Source organism: Mesorhizobium sp. P3_B5 (genome assembly GCF_056402815.1).
On sequence record NZ_JBFUGR010000001.1, the window covers coordinates 732368 to 756348 of the forward strand.

Sequence of the window (23981 nt, forward strand, 5' to 3'; positions counted from 1 at the left end):
TGAAGCCATCGGTGGGGATACTCAAGACTTCGCCCTGTGTCACGCCTTACTAGGGATACTCACATGGACAAAGCGACGACCATCATTGGAATAGACTGTAGCCCACGCGCGTCCAGTAACTCAGCGCGGATGCTCGGCGAGGTTCTTCGCTCGCTCGAGAGAGATCGGCGGGTGAAGGTCGTGGAACAGGTGCGTCTGGCCGATGAGCGTATCGACTGTCTCGGGTGCGAGCAGTGTTATCAAACGTTCGGATACCACGGCGACGGGATCGATCGTGTTCTGTCACTCATGAAAGAGTCGGACGTGATTCTGATGGCTACTCCTACCTGCTTCGGAATGCCGCCGGCCCTGGGCGTCGTCTTGCTCGACAGATCGGATCCCCTGTGGCGCGGCGGACAACAGCTCAAAGGAAAACTCGGAGCGGTCATCGTCAACGGCGCCACCGATCCCGCGGACGATCCGAGTGTGCGCCTATGTGCGGACAACATGATCAAGTTTTTCGAACAGCACGAGATGCCCTGCGTCCAGCCGGTCCATCTGGGGGGAACGCTCGCGTATCCCGAGCAACGGTTTCCGGACCCGCTCCCCGCCGGGACGATGGGCGTTCTCGAGCAATTGGCTGACGAGATCCGGCAGTGGGTCGGGAGCAGGTGATACCGGCACATCTCTTGCCTCCTCGCGTGGTGAGACACGAGGGGCCCAAACATGACCTATCTTCCCACCCGACTTTCGGAACACCGGAGTCTCGGCCGGTTACCGCTTTGCGTCCTGAAATCGCAAGAGCTCCTCGTGCTCGGCGGAGCAATCAGGGAAGCGGCAACGGTGTTTCACTCAAGGTCCTGAGGTAAGCGATGAGGTCTGCTCGCTGCTTCTCGTCCGGCAGACCCGGGAAACTCATATCGGTTCCAGGCAAAGTGAGTGCGGGGTTTGAGATAAAGAAATTGAGTTCCTCGAAGGTCCAATCGCCACCAGCGTCCTTTAGACTTGACGAATACTGGACATCGTTTTGCGAAGCCTTCCGCCGCCCGACGATTCCCCACAGATTGGGCTTGGGGTTCTTGACCCCCAGCACCACAAGATGACAAGCCCCGCACGTTCTGCCGAAAATCTCTTTGCCCGATTCAGCGTTTGCCGATGCAAGCCGTGGCGAAATCGGCGCAATGGCCGGTCGTTCGGCGCCATGACTGCGCAAGTAGGCGACGACGTCGTCGTGACCCCTGAGCTTGGCCAGATGTATGGGCGGACTTCCATTCGATGTCAGTGCATTGACCTCTGCTCCAGCACCGACGAGATAGATGACGCACTGAAGGCAGCCATTCTCGGCAGCCACATGCAGCGGGGTCTGCGCTTTCGCCAACTGATTTGGATTGGCCCCATTGTCGAGTAACAGCTTGACGATGTCGGCGTAGCCACCCTTGTTGGCGGCGTAGAGTGGCGTTCTTTGCCAACTGACGGGCAGGTTAACGTCCGCCCCACGATCGATCAGAAGTTTTGCCAGTTCGACATTTCCGGCTTCGCAGGCGATGTAGAGCGCGGTAACACCGTCAATTTCGTTGATAGCGGCGCCTTTGTCCAAGGCGGAAGTCACCGCTGCGACGTCGCCTTTCTTGACAAGATCACCCAGGTCGCTCGCCTGGGCGGGGAGTGCAAGAAACCAAAGGACCGACGAAGCCCCTATCACCCACATGCGTCCCCGCTTGATCATTGTATCCTCCTTGATCAGAGTTTCCTTGATGAGAGTTCCCTTGGCCGGTGTTATCGGAAGCAGACGTTTGATCTAGCCATGCCCGCTTGTGAGTTCACGCCCTAGCGAGACCTTGACGCGAGGTGCAAAAAAACAACGCAAATACTGCTGATTGGTTATGACGTAGGTGCCCTCGCAGATGTGGTATTGATCATCAGGGGATTCCTGTGTGCGGCTGCGTGAGATATTGAAGCCATGCGGCAGGTAGATGTAGCCGCCGTCGATCGTGGGCTGCACCGAAGACCGAGGTACGGGGTGGCAATCAGAACCGCCGCAACACTTCAATCTCGTCTGTGGGTCAATCTTGTCCTGGTACCAGTCATGGGCGTTTGCCGATGCTGAGACGGCGATACACGCTGCCGTGAAAATGAACCTTCGCATGGCATTCCTCACGCATTTGGCAGGCGCTGCTGGTTCGAGCGTCCATATATATTAGCGTTCCTTTGGAAACACCATTGGCCAGCCCTCACTCCGTCTCCTGCGCCACCAGCCGGTCGAGATTTTCGTTCAGCCGCCGCAGCAGGCTGAGCAGCGTCGCCACCTCGTCCTCGCTGAAACCGGCCAGTGCCTGCTCCGAGCCTTCGCTCAGCGCCGCGCGCGCGGCAGGCAGGCTGGCGAGTGCGGTTTCGGTCAGCGAGATGAGACTGCTGCGACCATCGTTCGGGTCGGGCGTGCGGCGGATCAGGCCGTCGCGCTCCATGCGCGCCAGCACCTGCGCCATCGAGGGCTGCTCGATCCTGGCGAAGCGCGCCAGCTCCTTTTGCGACATCGCGCCGCCGTCGCGCAGCAGATAGACCACCGGCATCTGGCCGATGCTGAAGCCGAATGCCTTGACCCGGCGCTCGCCAAGGCGGGCAAGGGCGCGCGAGGCCATGTTGATGAGCGGGGCGGGGTTCGAAAACAGCGTCCAGTCGGTCATGATTTCCAGACTTGCATTGGTGCCTATGTTTATTATATAGGCTCCTATATAAATCAATGCGAGAGCCCTGTCCATGACCCAACCACGCATCGCCATTGTCGGCGCCGGCCCTGCCGGCCTGACCCTGGCGCGCATCCTCCACCTCAATGGCATCGCCGCCACCGTCTTCGAGCGTGAACAGCATGCCCTGGCCCGACCGCAAGGCGGCACGCTCGATCTGCACGCCGAGTCCGGCCAGCTGGCGCTGCGGCGCGCCGGGCTCGAAGCGGAATTCCTGCGCATTGCGCGCTATGAGGACCAGGGCGACCGGCTCTACGACAAGACCGGGCGGCTGGTGCTGGCGCATGACGACGCCAGCGGCGACCGGCCGGAAGTCGACCGTTCGGCGCTGCGCGATATCCTGCTCAATTCGCTGCCGGCCGGCACCGTGCAATGGGGCCGCGAGCTGCGCGAAGTCTATGCACGCGCCGACGGCGGCTACGATCTGGCGATCGGCGCCGAAATGATCGGGCCGTTCGACCTCGTCGTCGGCGCCGATGGCGCGTGGTCACGGGTCAGGCCGCTGGTGTCGCGTTACCGGCCGCAATATTCCGGCCTGACCTTCATCGAATTCGGCATCGACGATGCCGACGCCAGCCACCCGGCGCTGTCAAAACTGGTCGGGCGCGGCAAGATCGGCATCGACGGCGACGGCAAGAGCATGATCGTGCAGCGCAACGCCGATGCGCATCTGAGAGGCTATGCGATCTTCCGCGTCCCGGCGGACTGGGCGGAAAGGACCTTCGATTTTGCTTCGCCGGCATCGGCCCGCGCGCGGCTGATGGCCGAGTTCGCCGACTGGGCGCCAGCCCTTGTCGATCTGATCGCCGCCAGCAACGACCACATCGTTGCCCGCGCTATCCACGCGCTGCCCGTCGGCCACCACTGGCCGAACCGGGTCGGCATCACGCTGCTTGGCGACGCCGCCCATGTCATGTCGCCCTTCGGTGGCGAGGGTGTCAACGCCGCCATGCTCGACGCCGCCGAACTTGGCCGCCACCTGGTCGAGGCCGGCGACTGGACGCAAGCGGTGAAGCTCTACGAACAGGAGATGTTCGAACGTGTGGTGGAACCGGCAACGCACGCGGCGGAAGCGGCCGCGACCGAGCTGTCGCATATCAGCCTGGAGCTGACGCTGGAGCAGTTCCGGCAGCATGCGGAGATGCGCGGGGAGGTGGCTGCGGCGGGGTGAGGGGAGCTTTACAGAACTTGGGTTCCTCGCCCCCGCAGAGCGGGGGAGAGGTGGCCGCGTAGCGGCCGGAGAGGGGGCCTTCGTAGCGTTTCAGCCTTGGCAAAGCTGGTTCGATCGCCTCATCCGGCTACGTCTGCGCCACTCCCCCTCTCCGTCTCGGCTTCGCCGAGCCACCTCTCCCCCGCTTCACGGGGGCGAGGAATCGCCAACCGCTCTAAAGCTGAGCCTCGATCACCGCCTTGTCGATAACCGACCACACTTCGACGATCTTCCCGTCGTGAAAAGCGTAGATCACATTCTCGGCGAAAGAGACGCGCTTGCCGTTGACGGGCAAGCCGAGAAAAATTCCCCTTGGTGTGCAGTCGAAGGCGAGCCGGCTGGCAACATAAAGCGGGTCGCAAACCAGCATCTGGATGTTGAAGTGAAGGTCGGGGATGTCGTCGAAGTCCCGCTCCAGCATGGCGCGATAGCCCGCTAGCCCGAGCCGCCGGCCATTGTGGATCGCGTCGCCATCGACGAACTGCCCGAGATCAGGCCAGTCCTGCCGGTTCAGGCAAGCGATGTAGGCGCGGTAGATGACGGCGAGGTCGGTCACGGCAGTTGCCCCTGGCTGCTGCTGCAAGGTAGCGCCCAGGTGTGAGCTTGGCGACCGTTGAGACAGGTCGCTGCACAGGCGATTGGCGGTTCCTCGCCCCCGCAGAGCGGGGGAGAGGTGGCCGCGCAGCGGCCGGAGAGGGGGCCATCGTAGAGTTCCAGCCTTGGCAAAGCTAGTTCGATCGCCTCATCCGGCTATGTCTGCGCCAGTCCCCCTCTCCGTCTCGGCTTCGCCGAGCCACCTCTCCCCCATGAAGAATGGGGGCGAGGAACCCAAGCTTTCCAAAGGAAGCTCCATGACCCGCCACGTCACCTTCATGACCATCGACGATGCCGGGCACTACACGCTTGAGCAGCGCGCCGCGATCGTCGCCGCCTACCCGGAGCATGAGCGTGAAGCGCGCGCAAAAGGCATTCCGGTGCTGGGCTCCGGCCGCATCTTTCCGGTGGCCAAGGAGCTGATCGCCTGCGCGCCGTTCCGGCTGCCGCGCTACTGGCCGCGTATCGGGGCGCTGGATTTCGGCTGGGACCATCCGTCGGCCGCGGTCGAACTCGCCTGGGATACCGAGGCCGATGTCGTCTATGTCGCCAAGGCGGCCCGCGCTTCGCAGCAGACGCCCGCCATGCAGGCGCTGACGCTGAAACCATGGGGCGAATGGCTGCCCTGGGCCTGGCCGCGCGACGGCCGCCGCGAGACATTGGAAGGGGCCGGCGTGGCGCTGGCCAAACAATATGCCGCGCACGGGCTGAACATGCTGACCCGCCATGCGCAATTCGCCGACGGCTCGGTGTCGGTCGAGGCCGGGCTGATGGAGATGCTCGACCGCATGCAATCCGGCCGCTTCAAGGTGTTTTCGACGCTTCTGCCCTGGTTCGAGGAGTTCCGCCTCTACCACCGCAAGGACGGCCAGGTGGTGAAACTGCGCGACGACCTGATGGCCGCGACCCGCTACGGCGTGATGATGCTGCGGGAAGCGGTGGTAGACCCGGCGGAGTTCAGGGCAGAGCGCAAACGGTCGGCGGGGCAGAGTGATCCGCTGGGGGCGTTTCGGTGAGCGAAGCGTGTATCGCCAGCGCCGAACCGATCCGTCAATATTGCAAGCTGGAAGCTTGCGTTCACGTGTGCCCGGCGGCAATAGAGGATATCACGGCATTAGTAATTCGGGGGTAGTATGGAATCGGAAAATTCACTGCTCGGGTACTTCATTTCCTGGTTGCCATACCTGCTTTATCTCGCAATCCAAATTTGGCTCACATTCAAACTCCTCCGCGTTCTGCAGACGATGGTGCGAGCGCAGGAAGGCATCCTGGCCAAGCTGACCGAGATCGACAGCCGGATGGCCCGAAGGCCAGACACTCAAAACTGATGCGACCCTTTGCCATTTGAGGGCATCTTAGAGGGCTAGGACCCAAATGAACGTGTTGGACCTGCCAGGCTCATCGCTGCTGGCGATACAGCGGCTACGCAATTTGAACGGCGGCGAACTCGAAGCCGTCATCTACCGTTACGCCGATCGCAAATTCTTGGTGACCTCGGTGATGTCGATTCCTGGCTCGTTGTCCCTTGAAACGGGACAGCCTTCGGTCTTGCCAATCGATGCCAGCGATGAGGACCTTGGTCGTGTTGTTTGCGAACATTTGCTCAGACACGATCCCCGGGAGCCGCCCAATCAGCGCCATGCCAAGCTGACCGACTGGGCCGTGTTCAAGGTATCGGGCGACAGGTCCGTTTCCGGCTTTAACAGCAAGAGCTCGAGAGTGACGGTGCAGACCATCAATCTCATCTTGCAGTTGGAAGCCGCACCCGTCCGCAGTCTTCATGGCGACATCTGCGTGCAGGTCACCGCTCGGCTCGAGCATGGCGAACTCGGTGTTTCCATACGCAAGGCCTTGAGGGCAGCGGATGCGTTGCGGCAAGCTGGAATAGTCTGATCAATGTCGCGAATTGACCCTATCGCAAACTCCTACTCCACGATCTTCCAGTAAGAATCCTTGCGGGTCACCTTGCCGTCGCGAAACGTGTAGAAGTCGCAGCCTTGGACTTCCTTTTTCACGCCCTCGCGGGTGGTGCCGGTGAGGGTCCATTTCGACATGCCGGTGTCGGCTGCCTCGTCCGCAAAATGCTCGCCATTGCCGTAGTGGACGTCGGGCAGGCCTTCGAAGCGTGTCGCCAGCGCGTCTCGCACGTTGGCTTTGCCCTCAAGACGAGTGCCCCAGGGCTCGCTTCCCCTCGGCATCTCCAGGACGCAGTCGTCGGCAAAGAACGCCATGATGCGATCGAGATCGTGCGCGTTGAAGGCTTCGCTTAACCCCGTCAGTGTCGATCGAATGTCCATTCGCTCGTCTCCCCGTATAACCGATAGCGTGCGCGTCCGAAGTAGGTCACTGGCGACGGGGCCGGTCAAGTGCGCAGGCCTTTGAGGGCAATCGCTTCGGACAGCGACGATTGCACTTGTGACGAGCCAATCGTCGAAGCTGGCACCGCCCCTCATCGCCCTGCCGGGCACTTCTCCCCGTATAGTGACGGGGAGAAGGGGCTGGCCACAACGGCGTCCTTCTTCCAACGCTGATGATTGGCGAAACCGGCGATGAGAGCGTCCCTCTCCCCGTCACTATACGGGGAGAGGATGCCGGCAGGCAGGTGAGGGGCAGCGCAAACGCCCAAGGTGACGGGCCATTGAAACTGAAGCGAATGCCCTGCCTTCGATACGCACGAAACGAGAAGCGCACCCATGGCCTGCTCATGACCCTCCGCATCATCCCCGCCACCTTGCGCGATCTCTCCTACATCGCCGCCAATTTGCGGCCCGAGGACCGGGCCGAGATCGACTGCCAGCTCGACCAGTGGTCGCCGGCTTTGCTGGCGCTCACCGCGCTGCAGGGCTTTGCCTATGTCGCCGAGCTCGACGGCAATCCGGAAGCCGGATTTGGCGCCGCCGAACAGCGCAGCGGGCTGTGGATCGCCTGGAGCTGGGGCACGCGCCGCATGAGGTGCTGCGTGCCTGGCATCACCGATTTCTTCCTCACTGTGCTGGCGCCTCAGGTCGCGGCGCGCGGCGCTTTCCGCGTCGAGGCCCGCGCCCTGGCCGCCAATGAACTGGCGCTGCGCTGGCTTGACCGGCTGGGTGCCACCCAACGCTGCCTGCTGCCGGGCTACGGCAAGAACGGCGAAGATTTTTTCCTCTACGACTGGACAAGAGAAGGCTGGAACCATGTGTCTGTTTCAAAAACCACCGGAACTGAAGCCGCTGCCGCCAACGCCGACCATCGCCGACAAGGACGTGCAGGCACGCGAAGCCGCACTGCGGGCTGAGCTCGAGCAGCGCCAGGGCACGGCCGGCACGGTGAAAACCGACCTGTCGCCAAGCGATCTCACCGGCCAGCGCCGCGTGCTGCTGGGAGTATGACCATGACCGCGATGAAGCGCAATTTTCGCAAGCGGGTGCTGGCCTGGTGGTATTGGCGAAAGCATGCCAGGCTGCTGAAAAGGCGGGATGGGTGAGCGCTCTTCCTTCTCCCCCTGTGGGAGAAGGTGGCCTCGCGAAGCGAGGTCGGATGAGGGGTGCTCCAGAAAGCACCATCGCCTCACTCCGCTGAAACACCCCTCATCCGTCTCGGCGCTAGCGCGCCGATCCACCTTCTCCCACAGGGGGAGAAGGGCAAACCCTCCATTTCGCATCCAGCGAGGCTGAACCACATGAGCGATTCCCGCGCCCACGATATCCTGTCGCGCCAGGCCGAGCTCGAGAGCGAGCGCAGCCAGTATGAGGCGGTCTGGGAGGCCGTGTCCGAATTCTGCGACCCCGATGCGCCCGATGTCTGGAGCGGCCGCCGCGCTGGCGGCCCTGACTCGCAGGCCGAGCGGCAGGAGCGGCGGGGTGCACGCGTCTACGCCAACACCATCAACTCGGCCGCCAACCGGCTGGCCGCGGGGCTCGAAAGCCTGATCATTCCGCAGTCGGAGAAATGGCACGGCCTGTCGACCGCCGCCATGAATGACGAGGAGACCGACGAGGAGAAGGAATGGGCGGAAGCCTTGCGCGATTTCCTGTTTGCGCTGCGCTATTCCGCCAATTCGAACTTCGTGCCGGCGACGCAAGCCTGTCTGCGCAATGTCGTGCGCTATGGCCCGGCCTATCTCTATGCCGAGGAGGGCTTTGGCGGCACGCTGATCCGCTATGCCTCGATCCCTGTCGTCGAGGGTTATCTCTCGCGCAACCGCTGGGGCCAGGTCGACACGTTTCACCGCCGCTACGAGCGCACGGCGCGACAGGCGGCACAATTGCTCGGCTACGAAAAACTGCCGGCGCGCATCAAGGTGTTGGTCGACGACCCCGCCAAATGCGAGACCAAAATTTCGCTGATCCAGTGCATAAAACCGCGCGACGAGCGCAAGATGTATCGGCTCGGCGGTTCCTACCAGTATCTCGATACGGCCTTTGCTTCCTATCACGTCATCGAAGACGAGGAAGAGATCGTCCGGGAAAGCGGTTTCCGTTCGTTCCCGGTGTCGTGCTTCAACTGGCGCCGCTACGAGGGCGACCCCTACCGCAAGCTGACGCTGGCCTATGTCAGCGGCTCCGGCACCTTGCCGACAACAGCCGACAGCATCTGGCTGATATTTGCCCGGGCAGGGGACAAGGGAGCGGACGGCACGGGAGCGGGCGACTTCTCCGGGCCGGCGTCTTCGGTGACGGACAACATCGTCACCTTCAATGGCATTACGGGCAAGGTGGGCAAGGACAGCGGCATCAAGGCGTCCGACCTGATCGCCGGCCCGGCATCGGCCGTCACTGACAACATCGCCACGTTCAACGGCACAACGGGCAAGCTCGCCAAGGACAGCGGTGTTGCTGTGTCGAGCCTGGCGCCAAAGGCCAGCCCGACGTTCACGGGGACGCCCGCGGCACCGACCCAGGCGCCGGGCGACAACAGCACGAAGCTGGCGACCACGGCCTATGTCGACACCACCTTTGCGCCGAAGGCCAGCCCCACGATCACAACGCCTACGCTTACCCTGAAGCAGAGCGCGGCGCCCACGCCTACGGCGGAGGGCGATATCCAATGGGATACCGACGATAATGTCCTGCTCATCGGCGATGGCGCTGGCGCACAGACCTTCGTTCCGTTCCCGGCATCGGTGGTCGCTGGCGACCTCTTCTATGCGTCAAGCGCCAAAGCTCTAGTCAGGCTCCCCAAGGGCACGGCCGGGCAGGCACTGCTGATGAATACCGGCGCGACAGCTCCACAATGGTCGACGTTGCCCTTCACCCTATCCTTTGAAAGTGGGCAGCAGACCATCACTTCTGGAGGCGCTTTGACTTTGGCTCATGGCCTTGGCGTCAAGCCCAAGCTGTACATGGCCGTTTTGCAATGCACCACTGGAGATGGCGGCTATTCAATCGGTGATGAAGTTATCATCAACCCAAATTTTAGCGGGGACGGCACGATTGGTCGAGGTAACTCGTTGGTCCCCGACGCCACAAACATCAACGTCAGGTTCGGTAACAATGCAAATGCGTACACTTTGATACGCAAGGACACCGGCGCCACTTTCAATACTACAAACGCCAACTGGAAACTGGTCATAAGGGCCTGGGCCTGAGCGCATCCGGACGATGCCGCGCGACGAATGCATCAATAGGGCCAGTCAGCGCATCGACCTCCATCTTGATCTTCTCGTCGTTCCAATCCCACCACCGGATCTCCAGCATTCGCGGGATCGTTGCCTCGGAGAAGCGAAACCGGATAACCCTTGCCGGATTTCCAGCAACAATCGCATAGGGTGGAACGTCTCTCGTGACAACGGCATCGGCCCCGACGACCGCGCCATGGCCGATGCTCACACCCGGCAGCACCGTTGCGCCCCTGCCGATCCAGACATCGTTGCCGATGTTTATTCCCATCGGTTTCCCGCCATTCTCGACCGGGGAAGGTCTTTTGAGGATCATTTGGTGGATTGGGAAGGATGTCGCACGGTCCATAGAGTGATGGCCGGAGCACATGAAGGTGACGGCACCAGCGATAGAGCAGAAAGAACCGACGCTCAAAGGTGCCTCTGCCGAAGTGCCGGAAATCTTCAGCGCCTCCACTCCGTATGTGTGGCGACCTACACTGACGCTTGCTGGCATCGGATGCCGTTTGTTGCGCAGCCATTCGGACAATCGGGACATTTTAAACCTGCAATACTTGGAGCTTGGTGAAGGGACATTGTGTGTGGCGAAATATTTCGTTGACGACAACAGAGTTTATTTTGGCGAATTCGATGGTGCCGATCCGCCCGAAGCGGTGATCGAGATTCTGTATCATACAGGCCGGCAGGATGCCTGCCGCCTAGGCTGCCCTGACCGCCAATCCGATCTATTTCGCCCGCTGGTTCGCTCTTGACCGCCCGAAGCTATACTCGTCACGGCTCTTGGGCTCGGTCCGTCATTCTCGCCAGCTAAAGTTCAACAGTCTTGAAATGTCGTTTGATGAAAGCCTCAATCGGGCCTGTCAGGCTGGCGGCCTCGCGTTTGATCTTCTCGTCATCCCAATCCCACCATCGGATCGCCAGCAGTTTGTCGATGACGTCCTGTGAGTAGCGTAGTCGGATCGTTTTGGCCGGGATGCCCCCGACTATCGTGTAGGGCGGCACATCCCTGGTAACGACCGCCCCGGCTCCGACGACCGCGCCATGGCCGATGCTCACTCCCGGCAGGATGATCGCGGCGTGGCCTACCCAGACATCGTTCCCGATGGTTACCCCTCCAGGCCTGCCCCCGTTCTCGACCGGCTCAGGCATTTTCAGCATGCGGCTGTAGATCGGAAATGAAGTTGCGCTACCGGTCTGGTGTTGGCCGGTGCACATAAGAAGAACCTCTCCAGCGATCGAGCAAAAGGCTCCAACGTTCAACGGCGCATCTTTGGTCGGGAAAAGGATCTTACGCCGCTTCACTCCATAGGTGTGACGGCCGACGGTTACGAAATCCGGCAACTCGCTACGCCAATCTTTCAGCCAATTGGAAAATTTACCCATCCGAAACCCCCGTTTGCGGCAATGGAACGACATAGCCGCAGATCACCCCTCCCACAACCCAAACAGGGAATCGCTTGCCAAGCTGCTTGCGCACGAGGGGCAGCAGTTCCCGTTCGGACTGCGCCATCGTGGACATTCGAAAATCCTGCCCGGTGCCGCCGTAGTGCTGCCACATCTGGGAAAACTCATCGATTCTCTGGCGACGCCGCTACTGTGAACACCAGCCGCCTGGCCCGTCGACGCTCTTTGCGGCGGTGGCCGCTCTCCAGGTCTTGTCGGTCGCCTCTCGATAACTTAAACGTCCCACCTTGTTGAGGTAATAGGCAGAGCGGTGATGCGTTTGCGGCTTTCAAAACGGTTTGTGGGGGCATTTCGCAGCACTCCTGTTGTCTACGGTTGCATCAGGGCGCGGGACTGGCTCATATACCGATACTTCAGGCTGCAAAATGCTGTTGGGGGGCGCAGCTTTGCCGAGGAGCTAGGCAAGACGAAACAAAACAGATTCTGTTTTGTTGTCGCGTTCAACACGCCTTGGGTGATCGACGCTCTCACCAAGGGCTGGCAGAAACATTCCACCGGGATGCAGCTTGTCGTTGTCGACAACTCGAACTCCGCGGCGGCGCGGCAGTCCATCGAAAAAGTCTGCAAGATCAGGGGCGTTCCATATTTCGGCCTGCCGCGCAATCCCGAATGGAACCCGGGCCGGTCGCACGGCAATTCGATGAACTGGATTTATTACAACATCGTTCGTCATCTCAAACCCGAGATGTTCGGCTTCCTCGATCACGACTGTCTGCCCATAGCGCCGTTGGATTTCTCCGCGCGCATGGGAGGCAAGACTGCCTTCGGATGGAAGCGGCTTTCTGCTTCAAACTACAAGTTCACGAGGGCCGCAGACGATAAGGGCTGGTTCTTTTGGGCAGGGTTTTGCTTTTTCAACTATCGCGATGTCGGGGTCCTGTCTCTCGATTTCCGAGGCAACGGGCCGCTTGGTCTCGACACCGGCGGCCAGAATTGGGAACCGATCTATTCGCGATTTTCGCCCGAGGATTTCGAATTGGCGATAGAGGGCGAACTGCACCTTCATCTTGGCCAGGTCGATGCGAAATACGAGATCATAGACAGGGTTGTGCTGCATGTCGGCGGCGCATCCTACATCGGGCCGTCCAGGGGGCTCGAGTATCGGCGCCTGCTCGCCGATCACATCTGGTCGACTTATCTTGGCGGGACATCGGACCGTATCATCCAGGTGTGATCTGGTCTCCAGACACCTCGTTTCAGCAACGAACCTGCCCGCGACGATCATTCTCCGCACGGGCAAGCATTGCCGTGCCAGCTATGGCTGGCGAGCCAAAATCGCCGAGAACGTGTTTCCAAGCGTCACGCCGAGCGGTCGACTGTCGGTCACCGCCTCCAGCACGACGCGATTGCCGGGGTCAAATCCGTGGAGATGCTTGCGGCTCTGTGCGGATCGCCGCCCCTGCATCCACCCGTGCCCAAACACTCCGAACAGTGCACTGTCTCACCGGGGCACCTCTGGCGGTGGGTGCCGGCAGGGCAGCAATTGCCATTTGAGGCGCGCCATCGCGGACATTCAAAGCTCCTGCCGGTACCTCCGCAGCCGTTGCACTCGCCTGATTCCGAAAACAGCAAACCCATCTCGCCCAGACCCCGGCGCCCAAGCGCCAATGCTCCATATCGACAGACCGGCGAGCCCCCGCGCACCGTTCGCTCATACTCTATCACCTGCTTATTAAGGCTTTTCTAAAACGATAGTCCAGTGTGACGGGATCCCGATCTTGGAGGTCTCTCGAAACTGCCGGCCCTTGGGAGCCAGCTTGTGGAGCCTCAGGTGTCGGCTTGTAGACTGAAGCCGCCGAGCACTTCGGGAAAGCTGACGGCCATCTCTCCAGCAACTGCATGCCTCGCATAGATATCGTGCGTCTTGCGGCCATCGTAGCGTGCCCGGCGTTTGTACACGTCTTTGCCCGGGATCTGCCCGACGATCGCATCGAACTTGCGGGTAAATCGCTTGATCACTCCACGCTCGAATGGGATGCTCTGCTGGAACGGTGCCCCCCACGGGGTGTTCCTTGCCAGTTCGCGCCAGACTTCAAGCGCCTCGACCTCGACACCGACTTGGTTGCCCCAAGGCTTGCCGCCTGCGAAATGCCGGGCGTAAGCCTGGGCGAAGCGATATTCCTTGGTCCCGTTCGACATCAGATTCCAATTGGGGTGCATAGTCTGCCATTTCCCTTCGAAGACGATGTTGAGTGCGTTCTGATCGTTCATCTGTCCTTCGACTGCCAAATGGCGAGCCTGCTCCAAAAGGCCCTGCTCGCGAACGGGTGGCATGTTGAAGACAACGATGCCGGCATTGAAATAAGGGGCGCCTGGCTGCATCGACATTTCTTCCCGGTAGCCCGGCCTGAAGTACATGTAGTCGTCGTGTGCCGCCAATAGCGGAACCTGGAATCTCTGGCCGGCCAAATCGCCGATGTCCCGGTTGAAGAGCACGTCGACGTCTGTGTAGACGACGCGATCATACGTGGCGAATTCAGGCAGTTGATCAGCGAAAAGCCTGATGAAGGTGGCAACGCTGCCTGGGCGGAAGCGATAACCCGACTCCGCCATAAAGGCCGTTACATCCACGATCCGGATCTGATCCTTCAGCAAGCGATCGGCAACTCGCATATCGGCTTCGGATGCTCCGACGTGGAAGAGAAAGCCAGGCGTCTTCTCGCCAGAGACGTCCAAAATTCTGCGCGCTGCCAGACACCCATAAGAGAAGTATCTGGCGTCAGCAGCCAAAAAGAAGCATGAGTTCGTCAAGATTTCCTCCGCGGGCATCCGCCGTCGTTCGCGAGCCATTGCGCCGGCGTGCCCGCTACAAAGCGGCGACTATCTACGCCGCTGCCAACGCTTGGCCTTAGCCCCAGTCCAGATTGATGTTGTGGATCTCTTCTCGCCTGATTCGGTCGCGTAGCGCTCGGATCCTTTCAGCCAAGTCCGGGGAGAACCTTTCGTGCGTCTCAACCCAAACCTGGCCAATCGAACGATATATACCGTCATCCAGCATGCGCTCAATGCATTCCGCTTCGGCTCCTTCTATGTCCATTTTGACGACGGCTACAGGCTCGCGCAGATCTCGTAGAAACTGCACCAGATCGACCACCTCAACCTCGAAACTTTCCCCACTCGCGTGCGCTGGCGCCCGGAAAAGAGATGACCACTCGGTCATGCCTATGTCTTTGGTGTCCGGCACCTGGTGGAGGTTGGCTTTTCCTGCCAACCCTCCGACGGCTTTCAGGATAATCGTTACTCGCTCGTTGTCGCCAAACCTTTTCGTCAAAGCCAGACCGGCGACAGGGTCGGGTTCGAAAGCTATTACTTTCATGCCATAGCTGAGGGCATGTCTCGTAACATCGCCAACGTTTGCGCCAAGGTCGATAAACAGGCCGCCCGGCGGAACGGTTTTCATTGTCTTGTGGAAGTTGTACTCAGCCAGCCGCTTCGGTCGCTGAGGGCGATGCCACCTTCGATACAAGTGCCATCGAAGCATGAACTCGATGTAGCTTTCCTTCAGCATAATTAGCCTGCCGCCTGACTGGAGCGCGATGGTATCCACTCCGGCGAGCAATTTCAGTTTGGCACGGTAAAATCAAGCGCTCCCATTTTGGCGGGTGCTGCCCGCACTCTGCGGCTCGTGCTGCATTTCCACAGCAAAGGACACTCCCATGGACCGCAATTTTTCGCGGGCGCTTGCGCTCGTCCTCAAATCCGAAGGCGGCTGGTCCGACAATCCGGCCGATCCCGGCGGCGCCACCATGAAGGGCGTCACCCTTGCCAATTTCCGCCGCTTCGTGAAGCCCGACGCGACCAAGGCTGAATTGCGAGAGATCACCGACGAGCAAGTGGCAACCGTCTATCGCCGCTTCTATTGGGACAGTGTTGCCGGCGCCGAGCTTCCCCAAGGGATCGACTATGCCGTGTTCGACTTCGCCGTGAACAGCGGGCCGGGCAGGGCGACGAAATACCTTCAGGCCGCCGTCGGCACGGCGCAGGATGGCAGGATTGGCCCGGCCACGCTGCGGGCCGTCCGCGCCAGGCCGGCGGGGACGATCATCGACGATCTCTGTGACGCCCGCCTGACCTTCCTGAAGCGGCTGCCGACCTGGCCAATTTTTGGCAAGGGCTGGAGCGATCGGGTCGGCTCGGTGAGGTCGCGGGCGCTGTTGATGTCGGCGGGCTTCGTCAAGCCGGCTCCGGCAGCTTCGACGGCCCCGCAGCCGACCCAACCGCAAGCCGAATCACCTGCACCGCCTGGTCCTGAATCGCCGCCGGCCGCTCCAGCCGAACCCAATCCGTTCTGGCGCGTGCTGTTTCAAATCCTCAAATTCATTTTCGCAAGGAACCCGAAATGACTGCTGTCCTTATCCGCATTGCGCTGCGCTATGGCGCCGGCGTCCTCGTCGCGCGCGGCCTGCTCGGCGCCGGCGATGCCGCGGCACTGTCTGACGATCCCGATGTTCAGATGGCCCTGGAAACCGGCGTTGGTCTGGCGATCAGCGGCGCCACCGAGGGCTGGTACGTCCTCGCCCACAAATTCCACTGGCCGAAGTGACGGGAGAAAGTCGCGATGCTCGAGATTGTCACCGAAGTCCTCCGTCAGGCGCTGCCTTGGGCGGTTGGCGCACTCGTTCTTGCAGCCGCGATCGGCGTTGCGCTTCTGTGGTGCTGGCAATGACCGCGCTCCTGTCTTTCTTCATCGGCAACCCGGCGCTACTCGGCATGCTGGCGTCCATCATCGCCGCGCTTGGCTGGGGCTTTCATCAGCGGCTCGCCGGCGCCAGCGCAGAGCGCGCCCGGCAGGCCGCCACTGAGACGGCAGCGCGCGAAATTGCCAACGAGATCCAGAACGATATCGGGGCGCTGCCCGCTGAAACCACCCGAAAGGAGCTCAAATCATGGGCAAAGGATTGAGTCTCGCGCTGGCCCTTGCCGTCGCGCTCTCCGGCTGTATGACCATCCAGGGCGGCTTCTGCGCGGTCTCGTCGCCGCTCCGCTTGTCGACCAAGGCCGTCGACGCGCTGTCGGACGCCGAGGCGAGGGCGCTGCTGGCGCACAACCGCAAGGGTGAACGACTTTGCGGGTGGAGGCCATGATGCACGATTTCTTCGACCTGCTCGGCATTAAAGGACCTGTCGTCGCCGCGGGACTCGCCGGCGGCGTGCTTCGCGCGTTGTCGCGCCATCGCTACAAGCTGCGCGAAATGGTGGCTTCGCCGATCTGCGGCGCGCTGGCTGCCGCCTATCTGACGCTGCCTGCCGTGTCCTATTTCAAGGCAACAGGCCTGCCGATCCCCAACCCGGCCGACGACACCACCACGCTGGCCGCCGCCTTTCTCATCGGCGTCTCGGCGATGTGGATTGCGGATATCCTGTTCGAGATGATCGTGCGGCGGTTCAGATCGGTCGAAAAAGAATAACGTATCGCCTCCGGCAACTGGTCGAAAGCAGCAACAATGCCTACCTTAGGAGAAATCCGAAGGAGATGTGATATGGCGACTTCCACCGAACGCGCAGTCCTTGCCGGCGGCTGCTTCTGGGGCATGCAGGATTTGATACGGCGCTATCCAGGCGTCATCTCGACCCGTGTCGGCTATAGCGGCGGCGATGTGCCCAATGCCACTTACCGCAACCATGGCACCCATGCCGAAGCCATCGAGATCAACTTCGATCCTGCCAGGATCAGCTTTCGCACGCTGCTTGAATCCTTCTTCCAGATCCATGATCCGACAACGCGCAACCGCCAGGGCAACGATGTCGGGATGAGCTATCGCTCGGCGATCTTCTATACCAGCGACGAACAGAAGCGGATTGCCGAAGACACCATCGCCGATGTGAATGCCTCTGGCCTGTGGCCAGGCAAGGTCGTCACCGAGCTTGCTCCAGCAGGCGCCTTCTGGGAGGCGGAGCCCGAGCATCAGGACTATCTGGAGAAATATCCCAACGGCTACACCTGCCATTTTGTCAGGCCGGGCTGGAAGCTTCCGGTTCGCGAAAAGGCCGTTTCATAACGCGCCGGATCGGCCTGGATTTGAACCGTCGCGCCGAAAGGTGCGGCGGTTTTTTGCGTTTGAGGCTCGTATCTCGACCAGCCCGCGCCCCCCGGCGGCTGGCTGGCTCGTTCCCGCGCCCTGACCAGACGTAGGCTCTAGAAGCCGAAGAATTGCTTGCCGATCCAATATCCAAGCGCGACAACCGCCAGCGGAAACAGAGCAGGCGCCAGCCAACCCAGGGCAGAGCCTTTTGCCGGTGTGGGGTTGTGCCTGGGGGTGTTTCCGAGATTCTTGGTCATTGGGCATAGTAGCAGGCGCTGATTAACGAGTCCGTAACCTGGTCCCGAACGTCTTGCCCTCCCGCCGCGGAGAGCGTTGCCCAAGACAGTCGGCGCCGTAAGCTCTCTGACAGCCTCAAGTGCGATCGCGAATTTCTTCATTGGTCTCAAAGAAGCACCCGCAAGCGCCTCGACAATGCCGCGAATCTGCTGCTACGAGGTTTCCAATTCAAAAGACGGCACGGGGTTATCTGGACCTGTATGCCCGAATCCTCGATGGCGAAGCACTTCCTTGACAACCAGCGATCCAATTCTTCTGGTCGGCTTTTCGGCGGTCGGCGACTTCGTCCGCTGCCACTCCGCCATTCAGATCATTGCCCAAAAATTTCCGGATCGCCCTATCGATGTGATCACGTCATCCGTGGCGCTGCCTTTGGCAGGGCTTATGCCTCATGTCAGGAAAGGCTGGGCACTCGACAAGCGTCACCTGCGACTCGGCATTGGGGAGCGCCGCCGATTGGTCGGCGAATTGCGTAAGCAGAATTACCGCACGGCCTATCTGATGACCAGCACCACCAAAGCGGCGCTGATGACGTTGATGGCCGGCATACCCGAACGCATCGGCTATCCGCAGGAGTTGCAATTCGGGCTACTGAATCGCTTCCCGGTCGATTGGCTTGGACATTTGTGGGCCTTCGGCCCGCGCAAGACGCGGATCTTCGAAGAGGTCTGCTCGATTGCCTCGCTTGGCGAAAAGCCGGCTGCAGACACGCAATGGCCGGCACCACGGCTGGTGGTCGATCCAGCACAACTGGATGGCTGGCGCCAGCGCCAGAAAATCGATGCCGACCGGCCGGCGCTCTCACTCTACACTGCCGATGTTGACAATTTTCGGTCATGGCCTGTCGAGCGGTTCATCTCGATCGCCAAGGATTATAATGATCGCGGTTGGGCGATCTGGATCGTCGGTGGATCGCGCGAGCGCGCCGGTGCCGCACAAATCCGCACCGCCATTCCCGAGGCAGTCGATTTCACCTCGACCCCGTCGATTGACGAAGCCATGTGCCAAATCGCTGCCTCGACCATGTTCCTTGGCGTCGACGGCGGCATCTCGCACGCCGCCGCCGCCCTGAATGTCCCGTGCGCGCTTATCTACGGAATGAACCGTCCCTATGTGCATGGGCCGGTAAACAGCCACGTCCGCTTTCTTGAGCCGCCGCTGTCAACACCCAGTTGGATCACGGACACACTCGGCGTCAGCGAAGACCGCGTGCGGGAAACCCTGGCCGGTCTTTCAACCGAAGTCCGCACCTGAACGGCACAGCAAACGCACGGCGTCAGGATCGCTCGTTCATGTTCATCGCACCCGCCTCGCAAACGACTCCGGCTTCTTGACTGCTTCTTAGGCCGATTTGCGCAACGGCTCACTGCCGGAAGACGTCTCGCCGTCCGCGGTGGAATCTTGCGCGTCCGTCTGATCGCCGTCGACGCGGTCGTGCTCGAACTGCTGCGCCTCGGGCAGGGGCTGCAGCCAGTGCTCGCGGCGCCCGATCCACAGCTCATAGCTAGGTTCTAGTCCTTCGGACGGCGCCAGATCGAGACTGCCGACCATCACTTCGACCTCATCGTCTCCGACGAAGCTGACGCGGCCGCCGCAAGTCGGGCAAAAACTCCTGCCGCCGTAGCTGTTGACGATACCGTTGGTTTCAAATGCTGCCAGCGGCCAGACCGCGAAGGCCGAGAAGGCTGATCCGCTGGTCTTGCGGCAGTCTTTGCAATGGCAAAGACCGGTCCGCAAGGGATCTCCGGTCACCACGAATTGCACGCCGCCACAAAGGCAGCTGCCACTTCTGCGGATGTCGTTGGACATAGCTGCTCCCTCCTGGCTTGGCTCACCCGGTCAAGATGTCGGTCGCCGCGCTACGCCAGCCTCGCGCAGAATCAATTCACTCGAGGCGCAACGGTTCCACGCGAGATCTCAAAAGGCGTCGATGACGCGACGGCAGCCAATTTCAGGCCCATGCAACAACAGGCTGCAAAGCGACCGCGATCCGTCAGTTGGGGAAATCGAAGACCGGCTCCTGGCATCGATAGACCCGGCATTGACCGTCGCGTGTCGGGACAGCGGCGGCGATCGGCACCTCCGGCCAGTCGCATTCATTGCCGAACTGGCGGACATAGCGAGTATAGGCATTCGGCCCGGTCGTCAGCACCGCCGCGCGATGGCTCTGGATCAGGGTTTGCGTCTGTTCGCAGGTCATCTTGCGCGTATCCGGCCGGGCATAGGCCGCAGCCGTCGCAGCAAGCAGGATCGTTCCAGCTGTCAACGCGATTGATCGAAAAGGCATGACAATCATGTAGCGCTCGAGACGCATAGCCGACCGACTAGGTCCTCGTCGCCATATAGGCGTCGAGTTTCCGCCTCGACGGCCCGTAGCGCTTAATGATCGTTTTGGCCTCGCTCGGCGGAATGCCATACTTTTTAGCGAAGGCAGCGACTTCGTATGGTTCTTCGCCGGATACCAGTCTTCGGTCCGCCTTGGTCTTCGATTTGTCGTCGGTCATGGGTAGCTCTCGCACTTGCAGGTTTGTCGGTCATTCGCTATGGACGCCGATCCGCAGTCGAAGTCCATAGCCGGAGCTGCCGCCCGCGCTGTTCAATCACGCTTAGAACCAGCGGCGCTCGGGCTCCGAACTCTTAGCGATGGCGATGCCGAGGAGGACGCCCAGCATTCCGCCAAGCACCATCGCCGACGATATTGTGCCCGGATTCTGCTGGACCGTATCCGACACCGTCTGCGCCTGGCTGCGCAATTGCTGGGTTGTGCGCGAGGCTTTGTCAGCCGCGCTTTCATACCAGCCTTGCGCGGTCTCGGCAGCCTCTTCGGCTTGCTCGGACAGGGTGCGATTGATCTTGGTGATCTCGCGCCGAAGCTCTGCGATCTGCTTCTTCATCGCTTCCTGCGTATCGTCGGACGCCTTCGAGGCGCCTGCTTGGGTGTCGGCCATCGTTTTCTCCTTGTAATGTAAGGTGGAAACGCTCGCAGCCCCCGCTCGGTTCCTAGAAGACAGCCAGGTATTTCAGCATCGAGATAATACCGATGATGATGACGACGATCTGGGCGATCTGTCTCGTGCGGCCATCGAGCGGCAGGCGCTGGACGAGATAGAGCACAAGAATGATCACCAGAAAGGTGATCAGGATGCTGATGAGAACTGATGAAGCCATGTCCCTCACTCCGTTGGCTGTTTTGAAAAAACATGAAGTACGCTGCAGCAAACGGTGCAGCGTCGGATTGGTTCCTCAAGCCGCTGGCGCAGCCACGGGATGGCTTCCGTTCGCTCCTCTCTCATAGCCCTCATGGAACAATTCGTCCGCATGTTGCTTGAGTCCATGGATCCGCGCCGATTTTGCGCGCTCCGGGAGAAATCGACATGAAAACGATAGCTGGACTGTACGACACCTATGGCGACGCCGAAGTCGCGGTTCGTGAGCTCGAGGGTGCCGGCATCCCGACAGATGAGATCAGCATCATAGCCCCGGACGGTTCGCAGCGCAGCGGCAGTCCGGCCGCCACAGGCGCCAGTATCGGAGCCGCGGTCGGTGGCATCGGCGGTTTTCTGGCCGGCATCGGCGCGATTACAGTTCCGGGTCTTGGGCCTGTTGTCGGCGCCGGGTGGCTGGTATCGACGCTGACCGGCGCTGCGGCAGGCGGTATGGCCGGCGGCGTGCTGGAGGCCTTTGCCGTTGCGGGCATCGATGAAGCCGATGCCTATGTCTACGCCGAGCATGTCAGGGGCGGTGGAACCATCGTCATGGCCCGGGTTGGGCAGGCGCAGGAGGGTGCGGCAACCGCGATATTGACACGATCGGGCGCTGACGCGCGTCGCGGCGACTCTGAGACCGCGGGCTGGTCAAGCGACGCGGAAATTCCCTTGGCCGAAGAAACAGGGAAGAAATCCGCAAAGGCGTCGATCCCTTCTGAATCCGAATTTCCACGCTAGGATGCTGTCCGGCAAATTCCTTGTCTAACGGACGCAACTTCATCCCGCCCCGTGCATTATTTCTCTGATCGCTGGGTCCCTCCAGGCGGTCAAGGGCTGAAAGGCCTATCGCCCGCTGGCTCCCGGCCAGCGGGCGTTTTTTTGTGCCCTTTTCTGGCCCGGGGCCGTGCCCGTGTCATCAGGTGGAACAGGAACGCGCTTCGCGAGTTCCTATGGTGATCAACAGGCGGAGGAACGCACCTGTTGCAACAGCGCCAACTGGCAGAGGAAAACACCATGGGTCTCGGCACTATTCTCATCATCATTCTGGTCATTGCCTTGCTGGGCGGCTTCAGCGGCTTTGGTGGCGGGCCATTCTACGGCACCGGCTATTATGGCGGTGGCGGTCTCGGCCTCGTCCTCCTCATCGTCATTATTCTGGTCGTACTCGGACGCATCTAGCGTCGCTCGCAGCGATTTCAGGCCCGCCGTGCCTAAGGGAGCGGCGGGTTTTTTGCATTCACCGGTTGAGGTGATTTCCACTCCGATATGTCAAATTTAATAGACCGCGGCCGGCTGGATAGGTTCCTTTCTGTTGTTGGGCTGCGGCGTTTGGGGTTGGGCCGCCGCAGCTTGGCAACCCGCTGCGCCGAAAGGCGCGGCGGGAACCCAAACCCCTCACGTGCATTTATCGGTGGTAGCAATCCGTTAGAAACGTACGGGCGGGGAACAAGTGAACATCATCCAACAAGCGGACGCTGGGATTCCAGTAGTACCTTCCGTCGATTTGCTGCAGGCGATGCCCGTCGCCGTCTACACCACGGACAGACAAGGTCACATCACCTTCTTCAACGAGGCCGCAGCCGACCTCTGGGGGCATCGGCCCGTCATTGGCGAGGACCAGTGGTGCGGTTCCTGGAAACTGCGTCATCTCGATGGACGGACAATGGCGCATGACGAATGTCCGATGGCGGTCGCCTTGCTCGAAGAGCGCGATGTCCGCTGGGGCCAAGCGATCGCCGAACGGCCGAATGGCGAACTCATTCCTTTCAAGGCTCATCCCGTCCTGCTGCGCGATGAAGCGGGCCGCGTGATTGGCGCTATCAACACCTTGCTCGATCTGCGCAGCCAGAGTCAGGCCGACGAAGCCCGCACTCGGTTGGCAGCGATCGTCGAATCGACGATGGACGCCATCATCTCGAAGGATCTGAACAGCACTATCACCAGCTGGAACGACGCGGCCGAACGCCTGTTCGGCTACACGCCTGCCGAGGCAATCGGCCGGCCGGTGACCATGCTCATTCCCGTCGATCATCTCGACGAGGAAGCCCTGATCATCAGCCGCATACGCGCCGGCGAGAGGGTGCCATCCTACGAAACAATCCGCCAGCGCAAGGACGGCAGGCTCATTCCGGTTTCGCTGACGGTCTCGCCGATCCGCGACGGCATCGGCCGGGTCATCGGCGCCTCCAAGATCGCGCGCGATATCAGTTCTCACAAGGAGAGCGAACGGCGCATCCGCCTGCTCATGCGCGAGGTTAATCATCGCGTGAAGAACCAGTATTCGGTCATCATCTCGATGATCCGCGAAACCAGCAAATCGATGAGCACGCCGGAGGCTTTCCTCGGACAGGTACGGGAGCGCATCATGGCGCTTTCGCAATCCCACGACCTTCTCGTCAACGCCGAATGGCGCGGCGCAACGGTCAGCGAGCTGGTCGAGGCGCAGATCAAGCCTTTCGCCGCGCAGGCCCGTCTGTCGCTGGCCGGACCAGTGATCATGCTGCAGCCGAACGCCGTGCAGTATCTCGGCATTGCTTTCCACGAACTCGCCACGAATTCGGCAAAACACGGAGCGCTGTCGCGTCATGGCGGACAGGTCGAGGTCGAATGGGACATAAAGACTGTCGCCGATGGCGCCGACACCTTCCGGCTTGTCTGGCGGGAGCTCGGCGGGCCGCAGCTGGACGAGATCACGCGTCGCGGCTTCGGATCAATCGTCCTCAAACGCGTCGCGCCGCAAGCGCTCAGCGGCACCGGACAGCTGGAGTTTCAAAAGCAAGGCGTTGTCTGGACGTTGGAAGCGCCGTTGCGCTTCGTCCAGACGTCACTCGATACCGCGATCGATTGAAGGAACCTTCGCCTCCACTCT

The 23981-nt window shown here is 61.0% G+C and carries 31 protein-coding genes and 1 pseudogene; 19 read left to right on the forward strand and 13 right to left on the reverse strand.

Translation table 11 applies throughout. The features are described from left to right. Nucleotides 1-63 precede the first annotated feature (63 nt). Nucleotides 64-654 (forward strand): flavodoxin family protein, encoded by a 591-nt coding sequence (locus tag AC1DVW_RS03630; protein ID WP_477321210.1) that lies wholly within the window; start codon nucleotides 64-66, stop codon nucleotides 652-654. A 151-nt stretch (nucleotides 655-805) separates the two neighbouring features. Here the strand turns inward: AC1DVW_RS03630 and AC1DVW_RS03635 are convergent, their stop codons facing one another. Next, entirely contained in the window at nucleotides 806-1705 is a 900-nt protein-coding gene (locus tag AC1DVW_RS03635) for an ankyrin repeat domain-containing protein (protein WP_477321211.1), read from the reverse strand. Nucleotides 1706-2210: 505 nt separating this feature from the next. After that, entirely contained in the window at nucleotides 2211-2663 is a 453-nt protein-coding gene (locus AC1DVW_RS03640; RefSeq protein WP_477321213.1) for a MarR family winged helix-turn-helix transcriptional regulator, read from the reverse strand. Between the two features lie 73 nt (nucleotides 2664-2736). Between AC1DVW_RS03640 and AC1DVW_RS03645 the strand changes: the two genes are divergently transcribed. Then, entirely contained in the window at nucleotides 2737-3894 is a 1158-nt protein-coding gene (locus AC1DVW_RS03645) for an FAD-dependent oxidoreductase (protein WP_477321215.1), read from the forward strand. 214 nt (nucleotides 3895-4108) lie between these two features. Here AC1DVW_RS03645 and AC1DVW_RS03650 read toward each other — a convergent pair whose 3' ends face one another. Next, nucleotides 4109-4489: an ester cyclase gene (locus AC1DVW_RS03650; RefSeq protein ID WP_477321217.1), complete on the reverse strand. Its 381-nt coding sequence runs from the start codon at nucleotides 4487-4489 to the stop codon at nucleotides 4109-4111. Between the two features lie 295 nt (nucleotides 4490-4784). Here AC1DVW_RS03650 and AC1DVW_RS03655 point away from each other — a divergent pair, with 295 nt between their 5' ends. Beyond that, nucleotides 4785-5543 (forward strand): phage terminase large subunit family protein, encoded by a 759-nt coding sequence (locus AC1DVW_RS03655; RefSeq protein WP_477321219.1) that lies wholly within the window; start codon nucleotides 4785-4787, stop codon nucleotides 5541-5543. A gap of 358 nt (nucleotides 5544-5901) precedes the next feature. Continuing rightward, nucleotides 5902-6420 (forward strand): hypothetical protein, encoded by a 519-nt coding sequence (locus tag AC1DVW_RS03660; protein ID WP_477321221.1) that lies wholly within the window; start codon nucleotides 5902-5904, stop codon nucleotides 6418-6420. Nucleotides 6421-6452: 32 nt separating this feature from the next. Here the strand turns inward: AC1DVW_RS03660 and AC1DVW_RS03665 are convergent, their stop codons facing one another. Next, on the reverse strand, nucleotides 6453-6824 hold the full coding sequence (locus AC1DVW_RS03665) for a nuclear transport factor 2 family protein (protein WP_477321223.1): 372 nt from the start codon (nucleotides 6822-6824) through the stop codon (nucleotides 6453-6455). A gap of 407 nt (nucleotides 6825-7231) precedes the next feature. Between AC1DVW_RS03665 and AC1DVW_RS03670 the strand changes: the two genes are divergently transcribed. From AC1DVW_RS03670 to AC1DVW_RS03680, 3 genes are all read left to right on the forward strand, one after another. Beyond that, complete coding sequence (locus tag AC1DVW_RS03670; protein ID WP_477321225.1) at nucleotides 7232-7801, forward strand: hypothetical protein; 570 nt, start codon at nucleotides 7232-7234, stop codon at nucleotides 7799-7801. Then, nucleotides 7770-7895, forward strand: coding sequence for a hypothetical protein (locus AC1DVW_RS03675; RefSeq protein WP_280950361.1), 126 nt, complete (start codon nucleotides 7770-7772; stop codon nucleotides 7893-7895). Before AC1DVW_RS03670 ends, AC1DVW_RS03675 begins: the two co-directional genes overlap by 32 nt. Before the next feature lie 290 nt (nucleotides 7896-8185). Next, nucleotides 8186-10093, forward strand: a complete 1908-nt coding sequence (locus AC1DVW_RS03680; RefSeq protein WP_477321227.1) for a portal protein — start codon at nucleotides 8186-8188, stop codon at nucleotides 10091-10093. A gap of 147 nt (nucleotides 10094-10240) precedes the next feature. Here AC1DVW_RS03680 and AC1DVW_RS03685 read toward each other — a convergent pair. Further along, a pseudogene (locus AC1DVW_RS03685) lies at nucleotides 10241-10382 on the reverse strand (DapH/DapD/GlmU-related protein); the annotation flags it as partial. Between the two features lie 109 nt (nucleotides 10383-10491). On the opposite strand from AC1DVW_RS03685, the gene AC1DVW_RS03690 reads away from it, so the two are divergent. Beyond that, nucleotides 10492-10875, forward strand: coding sequence for a hypothetical protein (locus tag AC1DVW_RS03690; protein WP_477321229.1), 384 nt, complete (start codon nucleotides 10492-10494; stop codon nucleotides 10873-10875). Nucleotides 10876-10930: 55 nt separating this feature from the next. On the opposite strand, the gene AC1DVW_RS03695 is transcribed toward AC1DVW_RS03690, so the two are convergent. Then, nucleotides 10931-11506 carry a CatB-related O-acetyltransferase gene (locus AC1DVW_RS03695; protein WP_477321231.1) on the reverse strand — a complete coding sequence of 192 codons (576 nt, stop codon included), beginning with the start codon at nucleotides 11504-11506 and terminating at the stop codon, nucleotides 10931-10933. A gap of 334 nt (nucleotides 11507-11840) precedes the next feature. On the opposite strand from AC1DVW_RS03695, the gene AC1DVW_RS03700 reads away from it, so the two are divergent. Continuing rightward, nucleotides 11841-12761: a hypothetical protein gene (locus AC1DVW_RS03700; RefSeq protein ID WP_477321233.1), complete on the forward strand. Its 921-nt coding sequence runs from the start codon at nucleotides 11841-11843 to the stop codon at nucleotides 12759-12761. Nucleotides 12762-13354: 593 nt separating this feature from the next. Here the strand turns inward: AC1DVW_RS03700 and AC1DVW_RS03705 are convergent. Further along, on the reverse strand, nucleotides 13355-14338 hold the full coding sequence (locus AC1DVW_RS03705; RefSeq protein WP_477321234.1) for a glycosyltransferase family 8 protein: 984 nt from the start codon (nucleotides 14336-14338) through the stop codon (nucleotides 13355-13357). Nucleotides 14339-14435: 97 nt separating this feature from the next. Beyond that, nucleotides 14436-15095 carry an FkbM family methyltransferase gene (locus AC1DVW_RS03710; protein WP_477321236.1) on the reverse strand — a complete coding sequence of 220 codons (660 nt, stop codon included), beginning with the start codon at nucleotides 15093-15095 and terminating at the stop codon, nucleotides 14436-14438. Between the two features lie 148 nt (nucleotides 15096-15243). Here AC1DVW_RS03710 and AC1DVW_RS03715 point away from each other — a divergent pair, with 148 nt between their 5' ends. The 7 genes from AC1DVW_RS03715 (at nucleotide 15244) to waaF (ending at nucleotide 19160) form a co-directional block, all read left to right on the forward strand. Beyond that, the gene (locus tag AC1DVW_RS03715; RefSeq protein WP_477321238.1) at nucleotides 15244-15930 is read left to right on the forward strand and encodes a glycoside hydrolase family 108 protein; all 687 of its coding nucleotides are present in this window, start codon (nucleotides 15244-15246) and stop codon (nucleotides 15928-15930) included. After that, the gene (locus AC1DVW_RS03720) at nucleotides 15927-16130 is read left to right on the forward strand and encodes a hypothetical protein (RefSeq protein WP_477321240.1); all 204 of its coding nucleotides are present in this window, start codon (nucleotides 15927-15929) and stop codon (nucleotides 16128-16130) included. Before AC1DVW_RS03715 ends, AC1DVW_RS03720 begins: the two co-directional genes overlap by 4 nt. Before the next feature lie 119 nt (nucleotides 16131-16249). Further along, nucleotides 16250-16489 (forward strand): ABC transporter permease, encoded by a 240-nt coding sequence (locus AC1DVW_RS03725; RefSeq protein ID WP_477321242.1) that lies wholly within the window; start codon nucleotides 16250-16252, stop codon nucleotides 16487-16489. Further along, nucleotides 16474-16671, forward strand: a complete 198-nt coding sequence (locus AC1DVW_RS03730) for a hypothetical protein (protein WP_477321244.1) — start codon at nucleotides 16474-16476, stop codon at nucleotides 16669-16671. Before AC1DVW_RS03725 ends, AC1DVW_RS03730 begins: the two co-directional genes overlap by 16 nt. Continuing rightward, nucleotides 16671-16994, forward strand: coding sequence for a hypothetical protein (locus AC1DVW_RS03735; RefSeq protein ID WP_477321600.1), 324 nt, complete (start codon nucleotides 16671-16673; stop codon nucleotides 16992-16994). Before AC1DVW_RS03730 ends, AC1DVW_RS03735 begins: the two co-directional genes overlap by 1 nt. A gap of 72 nt (nucleotides 16995-17066) precedes the next feature. Further along, the gene (msrA, locus tag AC1DVW_RS03740; RefSeq protein ID WP_477273760.1) at nucleotides 17067-17585 is read left to right on the forward strand and encodes a peptide-methionine (S)-S-oxide reductase MsrA; all 519 of its coding nucleotides are present in this window, start codon (nucleotides 17067-17069) and stop codon (nucleotides 17583-17585) included. A 357-nt stretch (nucleotides 17586-17942) separates the two neighbouring features. Continuing rightward, complete coding sequence (gene waaF, locus AC1DVW_RS03745; RefSeq protein ID WP_477321246.1) at nucleotides 17943-19160, forward strand: lipopolysaccharide heptosyltransferase II; 1218 nt, start codon at nucleotides 17943-17945, stop codon at nucleotides 19158-19160. Nucleotides 19161-19247: 87 nt separating this feature from the next. Here waaF and AC1DVW_RS03750 read toward each other — a convergent pair whose 3' ends face one another. The 5 genes from AC1DVW_RS03750 to AC1DVW_RS03770 all read right to left on the reverse strand — a co-directional run bounded on the left by AC1DVW_RS03750 (nucleotide 19248) and on the right by AC1DVW_RS03770 (nucleotide 21074). After that, nucleotides 19248-19715 carry a GFA family protein gene (locus AC1DVW_RS03750; RefSeq protein WP_477321248.1) on the reverse strand — a complete coding sequence of 156 codons (468 nt, stop codon included), beginning with the start codon at nucleotides 19713-19715 and terminating at the stop codon, nucleotides 19248-19250. Nucleotides 19716-19899: 184 nt separating this feature from the next. Beyond that, nucleotides 19900-20193 carry a hypothetical protein gene (locus AC1DVW_RS03755; RefSeq protein ID WP_477321250.1) on the reverse strand — a complete coding sequence of 98 codons (294 nt, stop codon included), beginning with the start codon at nucleotides 20191-20193 and terminating at the stop codon, nucleotides 19900-19902. Between the two features lie 37 nt (nucleotides 20194-20230). Further along, entirely contained in the window at nucleotides 20231-20410 is a 180-nt protein-coding gene (locus AC1DVW_RS03760) for a DUF3606 domain-containing protein (RefSeq protein ID WP_477316976.1), read from the reverse strand. Nucleotides 20411-20512: 102 nt separating this feature from the next. Beyond that, the gene (locus tag AC1DVW_RS03765; protein WP_477321252.1) at nucleotides 20513-20854 is read right to left on the reverse strand and encodes a hypothetical protein; all 342 of its coding nucleotides are present in this window, start codon (nucleotides 20852-20854) and stop codon (nucleotides 20513-20515) included. Between the two features lie 52 nt (nucleotides 20855-20906). Next, entirely contained in the window at nucleotides 20907-21074 is a 168-nt protein-coding gene (locus tag AC1DVW_RS03770) for a Thivi_2564 family membrane protein (RefSeq protein ID WP_477242494.1), read from the reverse strand. Nucleotides 21075-21280: 206 nt separating this feature from the next. On the opposite strand from AC1DVW_RS03770, the gene AC1DVW_RS03775 reads away from it, so the two are divergent. The 3 genes from AC1DVW_RS03775 to AC1DVW_RS03785 all read left to right on the forward strand — a co-directional run bounded on the left by AC1DVW_RS03775 (nucleotide 21281) and on the right by AC1DVW_RS03785 (nucleotide 23960). Continuing rightward, complete coding sequence (locus AC1DVW_RS03775; protein ID WP_477321254.1) at nucleotides 21281-21850, forward strand: hypothetical protein; 570 nt, start codon at nucleotides 21281-21283, stop codon at nucleotides 21848-21850. A gap of 276 nt (nucleotides 21851-22126) precedes the next feature. Then, nucleotides 22127-22291: a DUF3309 family protein gene (locus AC1DVW_RS03780; protein ID WP_258602338.1), complete on the forward strand. Its 165-nt coding sequence runs from the start codon at nucleotides 22127-22129 to the stop codon at nucleotides 22289-22291. 271 nt (nucleotides 22292-22562) lie between these two features. Next, a complete protein-coding gene (locus tag AC1DVW_RS03785; protein WP_477242498.1) occupies nucleotides 22563-23960 on the forward strand; it encodes a PAS domain S-box protein in 1398 nt (465 codons plus the stop codon). The last annotated feature ends 21 nt before the right edge of the window (nucleotides 23961-23981 follow it).